This is a genomic window from Streptomyces sp. NPDC051738, assembly GCF_044453205.1.
In the GTDB taxonomy this organism is placed as follows: domain Bacteria; phylum Actinomycetota; class Actinomycetes; order Streptomycetales; family Streptomycetaceae; genus Streptomyces.
The window spans coordinates 1-14,263 of record NZ_JBITCM010000011.1 but is presented as its reverse complement, the minus strand read 5'-3'; the positions used below and the strand labels follow the sequence as shown (position 1 = coordinate 14,263).

Annotated in this window: 14 protein-coding genes and 3 pseudogenes; 12 read left to right on the top strand and 5 right to left on the bottom strand. The window is 68.9% G+C overall.

The genetic code is table 11. The features are described from left to right. Positions 1-166 precede the first annotated feature (166 nt). The gene (locus ACIA8X_RS25140; RefSeq protein WP_399459155.1) at positions 167-1,240 is read left to right on the top strand and encodes a sensor histidine kinase; all 1,074 of its coding nucleotides are present in this window, start codon (positions 167-169) and stop codon (positions 1,238-1,240) included. Here the strand turns inward: ACIA8X_RS25140 and ACIA8X_RS25135 are convergent. Then, positions 1,181-1,783: a response regulator gene (locus ACIA8X_RS25135; protein WP_399459154.1), complete on the bottom strand. Its 603-nt coding sequence runs from the start codon at positions 1,781-1,783 to the stop codon at positions 1,181-1,183. The genes ACIA8X_RS25140 and ACIA8X_RS25135 overlap by 60 nt on opposite strands. Positions 1,784-1,890: 107 nt before the next feature. Here ACIA8X_RS25135 and ACIA8X_RS25130 point away from each other — a divergent pair. The 4 genes and pseudogenes from ACIA8X_RS25130 to ACIA8X_RS25115 all read left to right on the top strand — a co-directional run. Continuing rightward, positions 1,891-1,998: pseudogene (locus ACIA8X_RS25130) on the top strand (IS5/IS1182 family transposase); the annotation flags it as partial. Between the two features lie 378 nt (positions 1,999-2,376). Next, the gene (locus ACIA8X_RS25125) at positions 2,377-3,444 is read left to right on the top strand and encodes a TerC family protein (protein ID WP_393443819.1); all 1,068 of its coding nucleotides are present in this window, start codon (positions 2,377-2,379) and stop codon (positions 3,442-3,444) included. A 137-nt stretch (positions 3,445-3,581) separates the two neighbouring features. Further along, positions 3,582-3,710: a hypothetical protein gene (locus ACIA8X_RS25120; RefSeq protein ID WP_393443822.1), complete on the top strand. Its 129-nt coding sequence runs from the start codon at positions 3,582-3,584 to the stop codon at positions 3,708-3,710. A gap of 282 nt (positions 3,711-3,992) precedes the next feature. Beyond that, positions 3,993-4,133 (top strand): annotated as a pseudogene (locus tag ACIA8X_RS25115) (amidinotransferase); the annotation flags it as partial. Between the two features lie 171 nt (positions 4,134-4,304). Here the strand turns inward: ACIA8X_RS25115 and ACIA8X_RS25110 are convergent. Both ACIA8X_RS25110 and ACIA8X_RS25105 read right to left on the bottom strand, forming a co-directional pair. Continuing rightward, on the bottom strand, positions 4,305-5,327 hold the full coding sequence (locus tag ACIA8X_RS25110) for a hemolysin family protein (RefSeq protein ID WP_393443824.1): 1,023 nt from the start codon (positions 5,325-5,327) through the stop codon (positions 4,305-4,307). Next, positions 5,324-6,670 (bottom strand): hemolysin family protein, encoded by a 1,347-nt coding sequence (locus ACIA8X_RS25105; protein ID WP_393443826.1) that lies wholly within the window; start codon positions 6,668-6,670, stop codon positions 5,324-5,326. The genes ACIA8X_RS25110 and ACIA8X_RS25105 overlap by 4 nt, the downstream gene beginning before the upstream one ends. A gap of 381 nt (positions 6,671-7,051) precedes the next feature. On the opposite strand from ACIA8X_RS25105, the gene ACIA8X_RS25100 reads away from it, so the two are divergent. Next, positions 7,052-8,032: a sporulation protein gene (locus ACIA8X_RS25100; protein WP_399459153.1), complete on the top strand. Its 981-nt coding sequence runs from the start codon at positions 7,052-7,054 to the stop codon at positions 8,030-8,032. 151 nt (positions 8,033-8,183) lie between these two features. Then, positions 8,184-8,639 (top strand): TerB family tellurite resistance protein, encoded by a 456-nt coding sequence (locus ACIA8X_RS25095; protein ID WP_328878776.1) that lies wholly within the window; start codon positions 8,184-8,186, stop codon positions 8,637-8,639. 629 nt (positions 8,640-9,268) lie between these two features. Here the strand turns inward: ACIA8X_RS25095 and ACIA8X_RS25090 are convergent. Next, on the bottom strand, positions 9,269-10,201 hold the full coding sequence (locus tag ACIA8X_RS25090; RefSeq protein WP_399459152.1) for a M56 family metallopeptidase: 933 nt from the start codon (positions 10,199-10,201) through the stop codon (positions 9,269-9,271). 6 nt (positions 10,202-10,207) lie between these two features. Next, the gene (locus tag ACIA8X_RS25085) at positions 10,208-10,597 is read right to left on the bottom strand and encodes a BlaI/MecI/CopY family transcriptional regulator (RefSeq protein ID WP_328878778.1); all 390 of its coding nucleotides are present in this window, start codon (positions 10,595-10,597) and stop codon (positions 10,208-10,210) included. A 209-nt stretch (positions 10,598-10,806) separates the two neighbouring features. Here ACIA8X_RS25085 and ACIA8X_RS25080 point away from each other — a divergent pair. The 5 genes and pseudogenes from ACIA8X_RS25080 to ACIA8X_RS25060 all read left to right on the top strand — a co-directional run bounded on the left by ACIA8X_RS25080 (position 10,807) and on the right by ACIA8X_RS25060 (position 13,660). Continuing rightward, positions 10,807-11,048: pseudogene (locus ACIA8X_RS25080) on the top strand (GlsB/YeaQ/YmgE family stress response membrane protein). Positions 11,049-11,203: 155 nt separating this feature from the next. Next, positions 11,204-11,779, top strand: coding sequence for a TerD family protein (locus ACIA8X_RS25075; RefSeq protein WP_393443834.1), 576 nt, complete (start codon positions 11,204-11,206; stop codon positions 11,777-11,779). Positions 11,780-11,902: 123 nt separating this feature from the next. Further along, positions 11,903-12,547 carry a hypothetical protein gene (locus ACIA8X_RS25070; RefSeq protein WP_393443836.1) on the top strand — a complete coding sequence of 215 codons (645 nt, stop codon included), beginning with the start codon at positions 11,903-11,905 and terminating at the stop codon, positions 12,545-12,547. A 69-nt stretch (positions 12,548-12,616) separates the two neighbouring features. Continuing rightward, complete coding sequence (locus ACIA8X_RS25065; RefSeq protein WP_393443838.1) at positions 12,617-13,201, top strand: TerD family protein; 585 nt, start codon at positions 12,617-12,619, stop codon at positions 13,199-13,201. 159 nt (positions 13,202-13,360) lie between these two features. Next, positions 13,361-13,660, top strand: a complete 300-nt coding sequence (locus ACIA8X_RS25060) for a twin-arginine translocase TatA/TatE family subunit (protein ID WP_393443841.1) — start codon at positions 13,361-13,363, stop codon at positions 13,658-13,660. The last annotated feature ends 603 nt before the right edge of the window (positions 13,661-14,263 follow it).

Genomic DNA, 14,263 nt, shown 5'->3' with positions numbered 1-14,263 from the left:
CGTGGACGGTGAGGTATGCCCATCACCGGGCATGCCTGGAAAGCCGAGAGCGCAGGCCATGGAACGGGGGAACGGTGTGGGTCATCGCATCAGGCTGACTCAGGCCACCGGAATCGCGTCACTGTCCCTGACAGTCCTGGTCGCGGGCTCACTCACCTTGCTGGCCGTGGACGTGCTGGCACAGCCCCTCAGCAAGGGAACACTGATCACCGGGCTCCTCTTGATGATCTTGCTGCCCGGAGTGCTGATGGGCCAGTACGCGCCTCCTCCTTACCGTCTCCCCTACCGGTGGCGCTGGGGACTGCTCGGCCTGCAGGCGGTGCTCACCTATCTACCTGTCCTCGTCTTTGAGTACTCGTGGCTGAGTCTCTTGGGCTTCCTCGTGGGTGCCGTGCTGCTGACGGTGCCTCGACCGGCTTCGATCGTCATCGCGGCAGCGGTGGCAGCGAGCGGCCCTCTGCTCGTGAACAGCAGTCTGGTGACCTCGCAGCGCGGCAGCATGAGCGTGCTGGTGTCGACCGTCGTCACTGGCAGCAGCGTGTACGCGGTGGTCCACCTCACCCTGCTCGCCGCGCGGCTTCAAGCCTCACACAGTCAGGCGGGTCGGCTCGGTGAGCACCGCGAACGGGTCCGCATGACGCAGGACCTGCATGACCTGGTGGGTTCGTCACTTGTCTCCATCGCTGTGCAGAGCGAGCAAGCCCTCGCCCGGACTGTGAGCGACGCACCAGGTCACCAGGCGCTGACCGACATCGCCACGCTGGCACGACGCACCCACCAGGAGATACGAAGCATCACTGGGCATAGGATCGCCGCCGATCTGCACACGGAAGTCGCGCACGTCCAGAATCTGTTGTCCCGTGCAGGGATCGCCACGCGCACAACTCTGCCGGCCGGGCTGGATCTCGGCGGGCCCACGGCCAATTGCATGAGTGCTGTCCTGCGCGAGGGCATCGGGAACGTGCTGCGGCACAGCCAGGCGTCGCGTTGCGAGATCGAGGTGACGACCCAGGTTTCTCGGGTGCAACTGTCCATCGACAACGACGGCGTTCTGCCGAGCGTAGAGGACGCCGATCAGGGCAGTGGACTGGTGAACATGCGATTCCGAGTCCTGGCACTCGGCGGAACCCTCGGCACGAAATCCTGCGGCGGACGCTTCGTCCTGACCGTCGAACTTCCCCTAGATCCAGCCTTGACGCTCGGCGATACGAATCGCGTCCACCAGGGTGCGGGCGTGTAGTTTGCCCACGGCGGCCGAAAGCCGATTGCGTACGGTACCCACGCTGAGGAACAGATCGCTGGCGATCGCCCGTGTGTCCGCACCACTCGCGGCCAGCCTGAGTACCTCCGCCTCGCGCGGGGTCAACGGAGTCACCGATTCCGCCAAGTCTGCGAGCTCCGGCGGCTCGATCACCCGACCGCCTGCGGCGACCGTGCGCACCGCCTCCACGAGTCCCTTCGGCGAGATGCTCTTCAGCAGGTACCCCGCCGCCCCCGCGTCCAAGGCTCTCCGCACATGGCCGGGCCGGTCCAGAGCCGTGAGCATGACGGTACGGCAGGCCGGCGCCCGCTCGGCCAGCTCACACACCAGAGCCAGCCCGTCCATACCCGGCAGATCGATGTCGAGCAGGGCGACATCCGGAGCCACATGCTCGATGGCGTTCAAGGCGTCGACCGCGTCAGCTGCCTGGGCCACGACCCCCACGCCGAACTCTCCGTCGAGAAGAGCCACCAGGCCTGCCCGGACCACCTGCATGTCTTCTACGACGAGGACCTTGATCACGCTGTGAATCGTCCAGTCCGCTTGGCGTGAGCGCATTGCCAGTCCTCGGCAATGTTGACTTCTCTTGATTGCCTATGCCCGGCAGAGCTTGAGGTGGCCCGCCCGAGGTGCAGTTCGCCAAGGTGGTGGCGCTGATGCGGCGCCGTGGTGGCGACGTTCAGCGGGGCCGCCCCCTGTCGGCTTCCGCTGGCGGCCGTGTCTTGCTGGTGCGTACGCCCGCGGCCAACGGTGAATCGGCGGGTAGTTCGCCGGTGAGGATCGAGGCCCGGCTCCCATGGATCTCGGCACGACCGGTTTCCGTGCCGTCGACAAGCAGCTCGACCACTCGATCATGGCCGCCATCGAGGGTCACGGTCATCGCGTGGCCCTTGGCGTCAAGGTGAAATCGGTGACTCCGCCCCATCACAAGTCTCCCTGGCGGATCCGCCACCTCTGCGCCGAGCGTGCCCCCGCTCCCCCATCTCGACCCCTGTACAAGAGCGAGGCTGGTGACCTGCTCCGCCTCCGCGCTGGTGTCGCCGGGCGCAGTGAAATGCCACAGACTCCCGTATAGGGGCCCGTATCAGCGTGGGCCGCTGAGAAGGTGACGGGTTGTGCTTGAGGTCCCGTTCTGGCTGTGGGGAGCCTTCGCCGCGACGGTGGTGGTGTCGCTGGCGGTGGACCTGCTGGCCCACCGCACAGCGCACGTCATCGGCTTCAAGGAAGCGGCCGCGTGGAGCGCCCTGTGGGTGAGCCTCGCTCTGATCTTCGGCGGCGTCGTCTTCCTCGTCCTCGGCACGACGGCCGGCACCGAGTACACCACCGCGTGGCTGCTGGAGAAGAGCCTGTCGGTGGACAATCTGTTTGTCTTCGCCGTGATCTTCGCCTACTTCAAGGTGCCTCGCGCCTACCAGCACCGGGTCCTGTTCTTCGGCGTGATCGGCGCACTGGTCTTCCGCGGGATCTTCCTCTCCCTCGGTGTCGCCGTCGTCAGCCGCTTCACCGCGGTGCTGTTCGCCTTCGCCGCCGTCCTCTTCTACAGCACCTACAAGCTCCTCAAGGACGAGGAAGAGAGCTTTGACCCCGGCAAGAGCTTCGCCGTGCGCATGCTCCGCAAGATCATGCCGGTCCGGGACGAGTACGCCGGCGCGAAGTTCTTCGTCAAGGATGCCGGCAAGCGCGTGGCCACCCCACTCCTCGCGGTGGTCGCCGCGGTCGAGGCCGCCGACCTGATCTTCGCCGTCGACAGCGTGCCCGCCGTCCTCGCCGTCAGCGACGACGCCTTCATCGTCTACACCAGCAACGCGTTCGCCATCCTGGGCCTGCGTGCCCTGTACTTCATGCTCGCGGGCCTGCTGGACCGCTTCCACTACCTGAACAAGGGCCTCGCGATCATCCTGGCCTTCATCGGCGTCAAGCTCATCCTCCAGGCGTCCCACAAGGTGATCAGTCCCAGCATCCCGGAGATACCCTCACCGATCAGCTTGGCGGTCATCGTCATTGTTCTGGCAGCTTCCGTCGTGTTCAGCCTGCGGCGGCCTGTCCCACCCAATCTGGCTCCCGCGGCTCAGGATGAGAGGGCACCCTCCCTGTCAGACGCGCCATCCGAGAACCCCGGACCCGGTGGCGCACATGCTGAGCAGGACCAGCAGCCGGATGATCCGCCCCGGCCGGCGCACTGATCAACACGGCGGTGAGCGGCCTGTCGCCCATCCCCCTCTCCGGCCACACAGCCTATTGTTAAAGAATGAGCAAAGCCGCGCATGAGACGAGCCCACGAGGGACGCTTGTGTGCCCGGTCTGCAAGCAGCACCTCGATATGACCATCAAGAGACGGCACAAGACTCTCGGAATCTTCGTGCCGGTGTGGGGCCCGGGCCCCTGCCACAACCCCGACTGCCCCGATCACCTGGAGCAGCCAGAGCACAGCAACCACCAGGACCACTGACCTCCAGGCAGGACGCCAGGCCCACGGCCGCCGATCGCGGCCGGGGGCTGGGACTCACGGTGGGCCTCCGAATCCCGCGCTCGTCGCGGGCGGTGATCAACCTGACAGCCCCAGCAGTACGCGAGAAAGTGGGAGGCGAAGTGACAGAGCACCCAGGCCGGCGATTCCTCGGTTCTGGGGACCGCGACGCCCACTCGATCTCGGTCTTGTGCAAACTCCGGGACTGGGTGAGTGCCCGGCCGCACGGCCGCTATGCCCCGAGTGGGCAGCGCATTGCGCGTGATGTCCGCGCTATCGGCCACGATTGACAACCGTGCGGAGCCTCTGGTTTCGCCGGTCAATTCACACAACGCGTGGGACCCGCTGGAAGAGATCATCGTCGGACGCCTCGACGGCGCGACGATCCCCTCCAAGCATCCGGTCGCGGCCCACGTACGCCTTCCCTTCCGCCCTCGCACCCACCGCCCCGGTACGCCGTACGCGACGCCAGCAACGACCGGGCCTTAGCCCACCTGACCGCGCGGAGCCTGCCATGCTGCCGGTGCACCTCAACATCGCGGTCATGCTGACCGGCTACCTCCTCGTCATGGGCTATCAGGCCGTGGCCGGCGCCGGGCCGACCAGTTCGGACAGAACGTCCTCCATGGTCACGAAGCCAAGGACCGCTCCCCCTTCGCCGGTCACGGCGGCCAAGTGGCTGCCGTCGGCGCGCAGGGCGGTCAGGGTGTCGTCCAGCGGCGTGTCGATGCGGACCCGGGTGACGGGGTGCAGGGCACCGCGCGGGAACGGCTGGTCGCGGTCGGCGATGCCGAGGGTGTCCTTGATGTGCAGGTAGCCCAGCAAGGTGCCGTTCGGGCCGGTGACAGGGAAGCGCGAGTAGCCAACTGCGGCGGCCGTCCGCTCTAGTTCGGCCGGGGTGATGGTGTGGTCGACGGTGTGCATCCGCTGGGCGGGGACGAGGATTTCGCCGACCGGGCGGGTGCCCAGTTCCAGCGCATCGCGCAGCCGTTCGCCGTCGGCGCGGGAGAGCAGTCCGGCCGCGCTGGAGTCGAGGACCATGCGGGCGAGTTGGTCATCGGTGAAGACGGACTCCACCTCGTCCTTCGGTTCCACCCGTAGCAGCTTCAACAGGATGTTCGCGAAGGCGTTGATGCCGAACACGACCGGGCGCAGCGCTCGAGTGAGGGCCACCATTGGCGGGCCGAGCAGCAGGGCCGTCCCGACCGGCGCTGCCAGCGCGATGTTCTTCGGAACCATCTCGCCGATCAGCATGTGCAGATACGTCGCCACGCTGAGCGCGATGACGAACGCGATCGGGTGCACCAGGCCGTGCGGGATGTGGGCCGTCTCGAAGGCGGGCTCCAGCAGGTGGGCGATGGCCGGTTCGGCGACCGCGCCCAGCACCAGCGAGGAGACGGTGATGCCGAGCTGGGCGGTGGCCATCATCGCGGAGAGGTGCTCCAGGGCCCACATGGTCATCCGGGCCCGCGCATGGCCCTGCTTGGCGCGGGGCTCGATCTGGCTGCGGCGCACGGAGATCAGGGCGAACTCGGCCCCGACGAAGAAGGCGTTGGTCAGCAGGGTCAGGGCGCCGATGGCGAGCTGCAGCACGGTCATCGGGACTCCTCCCCCGTCGCTCCCGCCTGGACCGGGATCTGGGCGGGCGCGGTGATACGGACACGGTCGGCGCGATGGTGGTCGACGTCGAGGACATCCAGGCACCAGCCGTCGTCCAGTTCCAGGACGTCCCCCTTGGCGGGGATGCGCGCGAGGCGGGTGGCGACCAGACCGGCCACGGTCTCGTACGGGCCGTCCGGTGCCGGCAGTCCTATCGCGGCGAGCTGGTCGATACGGACCGAGCCGTCCGCCTCCCACGCCGCGCGGCCGTCGGCTGCGGCCGGTGCGGACTGAAGGTCCGGCACCTCGAAGGGGTCGTGCTCGTCGCGGACCTCGCCGACGACCTCCTCGACGATGTCCTCCATCGTCGCCACGCCCGCCGTGCCGCCGTACTCGTCGATGACCACGGCCATGGTGCGGGTGGAACGCAACCGCTCCAGCAGCCGGTCGGCGGTAAGGCTGTCGGGGACCAGCAGGGGCTCAGTGGCCAGTTCGGTGACCGGGGTGACCGCGCGCTGCTCCGGCGCCAGCGCTAGCACGTCCCGGATGTGGACGGTGCCAATGACCTCGTCCAGGCTGTCGCGGTAGACCGGGAAGCGGGACAGGCCGGTGGCGTGGGTGAGGTTCGCCGCGTCCGCGGCCGTGGCGTGCGCTTCGAGGGCCTTGACGTCGACCCGCGGGGTCATCACGTTCTCGGCGGTCAGCTCGCCCAGGTGCAGGGTGCGTACGAAGAGTTCGGCGGAGTCGGCCTCCAGTGCGCCTTCGGCGGCGGAGTGCTGGGCGAGCGCGACCAGCTCCTCGGGACTGCGGGCAGAGGCCAACTCCTCGGCGGGCTCCAGGCCGAAGCGGCGTACGAAACGGTTCGCGGTGTTGTTCAGGTGCCGGATGAACGGGCCGAAGGCGGCCGTGAAGCCGCGCTGCGGGCCGGCCACCACCTTGGCGACGGCCAGCGGGCGGGAGATCGCCCAGTTCTTGGGCACCAGCTCGCCGACCACCATCAGCACCACGGTCGACACGGCCACACCCAGCACGGTCGCGACGGAGGATGCCGCGCCGCCTAGGCCGACCGCATCCAGCGGCCCGCGTAGCAGCGCCGCGAGCGATGGCTCGGCGAGCATGCCGATCACCAGCGAGGTGACGGTGATGCCGAGCTGGGCGCCGGACAGCTGAACGGTCAGATGGCGTACTGCCTTCAGCGCGCCTTCGGCGCCGCGTTCGCCCGCCGCGGCGGCCCGCTCCAGGTCACCGCGCTCGACGGTGGTCAGGGAGAACTCGGCGGCGACGAAGAGTGCGCAGGCCAGTGTGAGAAGGAGGGCCAGCAGGAGCAGCAGGACCTCGGTCACCGTGCCACCCCCGTTCCCTCAAGTCTGTGACCTGGGCAGGGCATGGCACGGCCGGTACTGGGAGGCTCACCCATTGCGGGACTCTGGCTCCTTTTCGGGACGACGTCTTCGGTAGACGGGTCGGTTCGGTGCGACAGGTCGGGAGGGTGTCAGCCCTCTCTCCCTCATGGTAAAGGTCAAGCAAAGCCTGCCGGTCAAGTCCTTGGCGGCCGCGAGTTTGCGGCGGTTTTCGGACTTTCCCGCATCCGGGGTGGTGACGCCGCCTTCGGCGGGTCCGTCCACCCTATGCTTCTACTCGCGTGTAGAGAACGTCCGGGCCTGCCGGGTTGTTCCGCGCGACAGACGCGTATGACGGACGCATGTAAAGGAGTGGACGCCGCGATGGTGTTCAAACGGCTGCTCGGTTCGCTCGGCGTGGGCGGGCCCACGGTGGACACAGTCCTCACCCCGGGCCCGACCCGGCCGGGCAGCAGTCTGTCGGGGGAGGTCCGCCTCAAGGGCGGCGACGCCGACTTCGGCATCGAGCACATCACCCTGGAACTGGTGGCCCGGGTGGAGGCCGAGCACGACGACGGGGAGAGCGAGGGTGTCGTTGTCTTCGACCGGTTCACCGTGGGCGGGGGCTTCCGGCTCGCGGCAGGTGAGGAGCGCGGCGTTGCGTTCGCGGTGACGCTGCCGTGGGAGACCCCGGTCACCGAGCTGTACGGCAAGCCGCTGGGCATCGTGCTCGGCGTGCGCACCGAGCTGGCGGTGGCCGGCGCGAAGGACAAGGGCGACCTCGACCAGCTGACCGTGGGCCCACTGCCCGTGCAGGAGGCGATCCTGGAGGCCCTCGGACAGCTCGGGTTCGGCTTCCGCTCCGCCGACCTGGAGTACGGCCGCATCAGCGGCACCGGCCAACAGCTGCCCTTCTACCAGGAGATCGAACTCACCCCGGCCCCGCAGTACGCGCACCAGGTCAACGAGATCGAGCTGACCTTCCTCTCGAACCCCGCCGGCGTCGAGGTGATCCTGGAGGCCGACAAGCGTGGCGGTTTCTTCACCGGAGGGCCCGACGCACTGACCCGCTTCACGGTCGGACACCAGGACGTACGGGACTGGAACACCGAAGTCGACGGCTGGATCCGGCACATGGTCGAGCACCGGGCGTCGTACGGCTCTCACTCCGCGTACGGCCACGACGGGCACAACGGGCACGACGACCACCACCACAACGGGCACCGCTCTGGACCCGGCATGGGCACCGCCGTCGCAGCGGGTGCGGCCGGGCTCGCGGTCGGCGTCGTCGGCGGCATGGTGGCTGCCGAAGTCGTCGACGAGGTCGGGGACTTCTTCGAGGGCGACGAGGAAGAAGAGAGCTGATGCCCACCGACAGCACCCGGTAAAGGATGCGCAGCAGGGTGCGGAGCGGCTCTCCCCTCCGCACCCTGCTGGTAGCTTCTACGTTGCTGTAGAAGAAATGCTGTCCGGAGCGCCTCCGTCCGGGCATCCTTCCGACACGTACGGAGTTCTCATGGCCCTGTGGGACCGCCTCAAGGAGTCCGCATCGCAGATGCAGACCCAGCTCACTGCGAAGAAGAACGACCTCAAGAGCGGCGCCTTCCGCGACGCGAGCATGGCCATGTGCGCTCTCGTCGCCGCCGCCGACGGCACCGTCGACCCCTCCGAACGGCAGCGGGTGGCGCAGCTGATCGCCTCCAACGAGGTGCTGCAGAACTTCGACGCCATGGACCTGCAGCGGCGCTTCGAGGACAACCTCAACAAGCTCACCACCGACTTCGACTTCGGCAAGGTCAGCGTCCTTCAGGAGATCGCCAAGGCGAAGAAGAAGCCCGCCGAGGCGCGTGCCGTCATCCAGATCGGCATCGTCATCGGCGGCGCCGACGGCGACTTCGACAAGGACGAGCAGGCTGTGGTCCGAGAGGCGTGCTTCACTCTCGACCTGCCGCCGCACGAGTTCGATCTCTGACCAACAAACGCCACATGTGCCGGGCCGGCACCCAGGGGCCGCCGCCCGGCACACTGCCCGTCCGCACGGCCGCGATCCCGGCCAGCGCCGGACGCTGGCCAGCATCGTGCTCTCGGCCCCCTGCAGGAGCCGATCCCCCCTCCTGGTCGCGGCGGGCCACCACGAGGACCGGCGTCGCCCCCTGGAGCTTCTCCCCCAGGGAGGCGTTCCATTCAGCCTCGGCCGCCTCCGGGCCGTTTGCCGGAGCGGATGGGGAGCCGAGGCGCCGACAGCGGTTCCCCCACATCCACGCCGGCCGCGAAGAGCCGATCGGCCACATTCTCGTCAGCCGCGCACTCCTGGACCGCACTGTCCGGCCTCCGGCTCCGGCGCGACCAATGCCTCAGCCAGCTCCGCCTGCTCGAACTCCTCGGCGTCGACATCAGACGAATCCGCTGGGGCAGAACTGAATCGGCAACCTGCCAAGTACGGGGCGAGACGGGACGGAGACGGGCCCGGGCTCGCCCTGGCGAGCATTCTGACCGACTGTCTGGTGCTGTTCGTCCGTCTTCGGGCGTCGCCCCATGGAAAGGCTCGTCACCAGACTCTCGATGCTTCGGGCCTACGCCTGACCGAACTGCCCCTGCGGGTCAGAGTGGCGTCGCCGCATGCAGGATGAGGACCATCGTCACGGCGGAGTTCGCTGACGACATTGCCGATACAGCGGTTCCCGCGGCCGCACCCCACGCGGCAAGGCCCACCGACGTGAACACCGACGGCCAGCTGCGCACCACCGGAGCGGGCCCGAGCAGGGCCGCCACCCGGCGCGGCACCGGCCCGGGTGCCGCGAGCCCCGCGAATGTGGGCACCGGCGTCCCGCGCGACACGAGGGCCGCCTTGCCGATCGCGCACGCAACGGCCCGCCGACTGCCGACCGCCCGGGCCGCTTCCTCGTCCGCCCATCGCTCCGCGGTGTACGACACGGCCGTACGCAGCGGCCTTAGGAAAGGGTTGGCGCGCGCGGCCAGTTGAACGGTGAGCAGGAAGCGGTGGTGCCGGGCGGTCAGATGCGCTCGCTCATGGGCGAACAGCGCCCGGCGCTCATCCGGTTCCAGGCAGTCCAGCAGGGCCGTGGTCACCACCACCCGGTCCCGTCGGCCGCCCGGCAGCGCGTACGCGTACGGGACGCCGTCGGGCAGGACGGCCACTTCCGTACCCGGCAGCCCTGCCAGCGCGTGGTGGGCGCGCCGTCGCACCCGGCCGTGCCGCCACAAGGTCCGGCCGCAGGCCACGATCACCGCGACGAGCGCGGGGATGGCCGCCTTGCCCGCGACCTCGTCGTACGGGACCGCCTCGCGTACCTCGGGGTCCGACCAGCCGTCCGGCAGGGGGTTGCCGGGCAGCTGGGCGGTGCCGACCACCATGACCAGGCCCAGGCACACCGTGCTGCACGTGCCCATCACCGCGGCCACTCCGGTCAGCAGCCGCGTCGCGGTCCTTGGATGCAGATGCTGCTCGGCGAGGCGCGCGATCGGCCACGCCGTTAACGGCAGGACCAGCGGCAGAAAGACGAAGACCCCCATGAGATGTCAGTCTTCCCCTTCGCTCAGCGGCTGACCCAGCAGTTCGCGCAGCAGCCGCTCGTCGTCCGGGCCGAGGCCGGTGACGAAGCTGGCCAGCACCGCTTCCCGGTCGTTCTCGGCGTCCAGCACCCGACGCATCTTCCCGGCGGCCAGGCCCGCCTGGTCCGACGTGGGCGTCCAGGCGAAGGAACGGCCCGCCCGCTCCCGTGTGACCGCCCCCTTGGCCAGCAGCCGGGTCAGGATCGTGATCACCGTCGTATAGGCAAGATCCCCGCCCAGACGCTCCTGCACCCAGCCCGCGGTCGCCGGACCATCCGCCTCGCCGAGCGCCGACAGGACCTGTGCCTCCAGCTCGCCCTGCCCCCGCCGCCGGGGACGCTGCCGGTGATCCGTCACACCCTGCCTCCCTTCCGCCATCATCCCGTTTCCCGGGCGGACATCGTATAGACGCCCGGAGCAACTCCGTGCCGCCCAAGGAGTGCGCACCAGCCCACCACCAAATCCTCTACATAATTGTAGAAGCTACGGTGCCCGGCACCGCCCGCCAGAAGAAGGACAGTCGGGCTGACCGAAGGGAACAAGGAAAAACGGGCCTCGCATGGCCGATTCCGGGCTTTCTCGCCGGCGCGATCGCCAAGGCCATTCCTGCCCGGGATCCGCGGGGCTGTATCGGCACGACGGTCATAGGCATCGCCGGCGCCTTCGCGGGCGGCTGGCTGTCGCCGGAGCCCCTCGACTGGCGGTGCAGCGGGAGTTCCTCGATGCCGCGAACTGGAGCTCGGCCATCGCCGGTGCACTCGTGCTGCCGATCGGCTACCGCCTGCTGTTCGGCAACGCACGGGACTGACACACCGCTTCGGGGCCAGTGCTCCGCAGATGGGTCACGCTCGCTGCGTCTGCCACCCGGCCGCGCCATCCTTCCACTTTCTCTACAGTGCTGTAGATTCTTGATCCGGGTCCGCGCCGCGGACCGCGACCGCGCCTGCCGAGAAGGAGTACGCAGTGGGAGTTTCCCTGTCCAAGGGTGGCAATGTCTCGCTCAGCAAGGAGGCACCGGGCCTGACCGCCGTCCTGGTCGGCCTGGGCTGGGACGTGCGCACGACCACCGGCACCGACTACGACCTCGACGCCTCCGCGCTGCTCCTCGACGCCTCCGGGAAGGTCCCGTCGGACCAGCACTTCGTCTTCTTCAACAACCTGAAGAGCCCGGACGGTTCGGTCGAGCACACCGGAGACAACCTCACCGGTGAGGGCGAGGGTGACGACGAGGTCGTCAAGGTGAATCTCGCGGCCATCCCCGCCGAGGTCGACCGGATCGTCTTCCCGGTGTCCATCCACGACGCCGAGAACCGCGGCCACAGCTTCGGCCAGGTCCGAGGGGCCTTCATCCGCGTCGTCAACCAGGCCGGCGGCGCCGAGATCGCCCGCTACGACCTGTCCGAGGACGCCGCCACCGAGACCGCCATGGTCTTCGGCGAGCTCTACCGCAACGGCCCGGAGTGGAAGTTCCGCGCGGTCGGCCAGGGATACGCCTCCGGCCTGGCCGGCATCGCCTCCGACTTCGGCGTCAACGTCTGACACAGACCGACATGGCACCACCGGACCTGTCACTCAGGGACAGGCCCGGTGGTCGCGCCGTCGAAGCAGTCCCACACCGCGGCTCCGTCTGCGACCGCCTCAGCAACCAACGAGGAGACCCACGTGGCCGGCCCGCACCGCCTCCGCCCGGAGGACCGCGCGGACTTCGAAGCGGTACTGCATCTCGCACTGAGCACCGCGGACATCCGCGCTGCCCTCCTCGCCGACCCCACCGGCCAGGCGGCCAGGCATCTCCGCACCCACGCCCTCGAAGCCGCCGACGAGATCACGGCGGAGTCGGGCGATTCCTACGACGCCTACCGCGCCGTACGATCGTCCGCCCCGCACAGCCCGGAGCACCCGCCGAGCAAAGCCACCCTGCTGTCGGCGCTCAGCGTGCTCACGCCGCTGGTGGCCGCCACGTCCGCGGCTATCCTGCTCCTGCTCGGCTACGTTCTCCAACTCGCCGAGATATCAGGCAGCTTGCCCGCCTCACTCGTCACCGCGGGCTGGGTGCTCGCGCTCATCGCGGCGGTGAGCACGTTGCTCGCCCTGACCGCCCTCCTGCGCACGGCCCTACAGCAACGACACGGTGTCCCCTCAGCCGACCGCCTGGAACAGGCACGGATCACCTGGCAACAGGCGCTACTCGACCGCGGAATGCTGCCCCACCTGAGACGCCGCATCAGGGAGGACCCACTCCTTCGCGCCACGCTCCCAAAGCCCTCACCCGCTGGCCCCGACGACACCGTCCGGCCCATCCCCTGACGCCACCCGCCGCCTCAACGCGCGACAGAGCCCTACACAAGAGCCGTACACACCCGAAGGAGCACCCCCATGTCGGTCGATCTGAGCAAGGGCCAGCAGATCAGCCTCACCAAATCCGACGGCAGCAGCCTGACCTCCGTACGCATGGGCCTCGGCTGGCAGGCCGCACCACGCAAAGGCTTCCTGGCCAAGCTCACTGGAGGCAGTGAGATCGACCTGGACGCCTCCGCCGTACTGTTCACCTCCGGGCAGATCGCTGACGTCATCTTCTTCCAGCACCTGACCAGCGACGACGGTTCGGTCCGGCACACCGGAGACAACCTCACCGGCGGCGCCGGCGCCGGAGGCGACGACGAGGCCATCCTCGTAGACCTGGCCAGGGTCCCCGCCCACATCGACCAGATCGTCTTCACCGTGAACTCCTTCACCGGCCAGACGTTCACCCAAGTGCAGAACGCCTTCTGCCGCCTCGTCGACGAGACCACGGGAACCGAGCTGGCCCGCTACACACTCACCGGCGGCGGCAACCACACGGCCCAGATCATGGCGAAGGTCCACCGCAGCGGCAGCGGCTGGCAGATGAAGGCCATCGGCGAACCCGCCGTCGGCCGCACGTTCCAGGACCTGCTGCCGTCGATCTCTCCCCACCTGTAATCGCTGCCCCAGCCGTATGCGCGGCTTGCGCAGCCTCCCAGCCACTCCGGCTCACGGTGGCCGACACCAAACCCGGACAGCGACACCGTCGTCCCCCCGCCGCTCGATATGCTCGCGCCGCGCCCGGCCCGGGCCCTGAAAGAGAAAGCCAGGACCTGCATGTTCGGACTGAGCGAACTCGCCGTCATCCTCATCGTCGTCATAGCCGTCCTCGCGGCCAAGAAGCTCCCCGAACTCGCCCGCTCCGCAGGCAAGTCGGCCCGCATCCTCAAAGCCGAGGCCCGTGCCATGAAGGAGGAGCGCGCCAGCACCGGGGAACAGACCGAGGCTGGAGAAGGGGCGGCACCCCGCGTCATCCCGGGCGAGGCCCTGGCTCCCTCCAATGACACAGCCCCGCCCACGCCCCCACAGTCCCCTCAACCCGGGCACCCGGCCGAGCCGCCCCAGGCCAGAGACTGAGGCCGCTACGGCAAGGCCGCACACCGCAGCATCAGCCGACAGGCACCAGGCCGCCGGGAGGATCTGGTGCGAAAACGCGCAGCAGCATCGGCAGCGAGCGGTGCAGCTCCCGTTCTCCGTAGGCCGGGTGATGGGTCCCGGTATGGAAGTGACTGATCGCCGGGAGTCGAGGCGCCGTGGCCGGGCGTCCAGGGACCGTTCGTCGTGGCAGGCCGGAACAGACCGCTCACGGCACACCGCTTCATGCGCGCCTGCGCGAGATCAGCCATGCCGCACCGGTTACTGCGGCACCGGCGGCAATGGCCACACCGAGCTGATGGATGGGCAGGTCTGCACTCCGCCCATCGGTGTTGCTGCTGGCCTTCATGGTCGCCACGAACAGGTAAGTGCTCGCGGGGGGATCAGGAGCGACTGCCGGTCGCGAGCCAGGAGGGGGAAGGCCGGCAGGTCGGTGGCGCGCCGCAGCGGGTCGTCGCCCTTGGCGTCTGTCGCCGCCGCCCAGTCGCGGCACGGCGGTCCTGGCGACAGCCCGAGGGTGGGCTCAATCGCCCGACGTCTGTCCCCGGCGCGGCACCTGCGGCGACATCGCGGCCGCGGCCTCCG

Excerpts from the sequence above, each read along its gene's own strand:
- ACIA8X_RS25065 (WP_393443838.1), top strand. The coding sequence starts at position 12,617 with ATGTCGGTCGATCTGAGCAAGGGCCAGCAGATCAGCCTCACCAAATCC.
- ACIA8X_RS25090 (WP_399459152.1), bottom strand. The coding sequence starts at position 10,201 with ATGGGGGTCTTCGTCTTTCTGCCGCTGGTCCTGCCGTTAACGGCGTGG.
- ACIA8X_RS25120 (WP_393443822.1), top strand. The coding sequence starts at position 3,582 with ATGACCATCAAGAGACGGCACAAGACTCTCGGAATCTTCGTGCCGGTG.
- ACIA8X_RS25095 (WP_328878776.1), top strand. The coding sequence starts at position 8,184 with ATGGCCCTGTGGGACCGCCTCAAGGAGTCCGCATCGCAGATGCAGACC.
- ACIA8X_RS25110 (WP_393443824.1), bottom strand. The coding sequence starts at position 5,327 with ATGACCGTGCTGCAGCTCGCCATCGGCGCCCTGACCCTGCTGACCAAC.
- ACIA8X_RS25060 (WP_393443841.1), top strand. The coding sequence starts at position 13,361 with ATGTTCGGACTGAGCGAACTCGCCGTCATCCTCATCGTCGTCATAGCC.
- ACIA8X_RS25100 (WP_399459153.1), top strand. The coding sequence starts at position 7,052 with ATGGTGTTCAAACGGCTGCTCGGTTCGCTCGGCGTGGGCGGGCCCACG.